The organism is Pseudomonas sp. Sample_24, assembly GCF_004307605.1.
GTDB lineage: Bacteria > Pseudomonadota > Gammaproteobacteria > Pseudomonadales > Pseudomonadaceae > Aquipseudomonas.
The window spans coordinates 1-1,000 of the sequence record NZ_RCNW01000440.1; the positions used below are offsets into that span (position 1 = coordinate 1).

1 protein-coding gene is annotated in these 1,000 nt (G+C 59.1%); it reads right to left on the reverse strand.

Annotated features, from left to right (window positions below; all coding sequences use genetic code 11):
• Window positions 1-1,000: LTA synthase family protein (locus D8V06_RS25790; protein ID WP_130932071.1), on the reverse strand; the 1,000-nt coding region annotated here is incomplete at both ends.

Consider the following 1,000-nt stretch of genomic DNA (forward strand, 5'->3'; position numbering starts at 1 on the left):
GCAGGTTGAGCAGGTCGCGGCCCCAGCACTGATGACGCACTTCGCCACCGAGACGCCCCATGATGGTCGGTACGATGTCGATTTGCGTACCCACTGTGTGGCTCAGCGTGCCGAACTTTTCCTGGATGCCAGGGGCAATCAGCAGCATCGGTACGTTGAAGCGCCCCAGGTCCATCTCGGTGATCTGCCGCTCGTTGCCAAACCCGTGGTCGCCAACGACGACGAACAGGGTTTCCTTGAAGTACGGCTCTTTGCGCGCCTGCTCAAAGAACTGACCCAACGCCCAGTCCGAGTAACGCATGGCGGTCAGGTGCTCGTTCAGGCTGCCACGATCAGTAACGGGTTCGACCGGCAATGGCGTTGGCAAGGCGTAAGGGGTGTGGTTGGACAGGGTTTGCAGCAACGCATAGAACGGCTTCTTGTCCTTGCCGTCCCGGGCTTTCAGTTCAACCAGACCACGGTCGAACATGTCCTGGTCAGACACGCCCCACGTCGGATCGGAGAACACCGGGTTGACGAAGTCGTTACGCCCGATGAAGTTGGTCATGCCCTGGTTGCTGAAGAACCCTGACTGGTTATCCCAGGCAAAGTCACCGTTGTAGACATAAACGTCGTCGTAGTCACGAGCGCTGAGCAACTGCGGCAAGCCCGACAACTTGTGGCTGCCTTCCGGGGTCTGCATCAGGTATTCGAAACCCGGCAGGTTGGGAAAGCACGCCATGGTGGCAAACATGCCCTGGTGGGTGTGGGTACCGTTGGAGAAGAAGCGGTCGAACAACAGGCCTTCCTTCGACAATTTGTCGAGGTAAGGCGTGATGTTGCCCGGGGCGCCCAAGGCACCCACCGAATGACCGGCCATGCTTTCCATCAGGATCACGACGACGTTCTTGATCGGCAGGGTCTTGTCGGTTGGCGGCGTGTAATCACGACGTACGGCGGCGGTTTCGCCATCCACCAGTTTGTCGTCCTTCATCACCAGCATGTCGCGCACGGTCTGCTG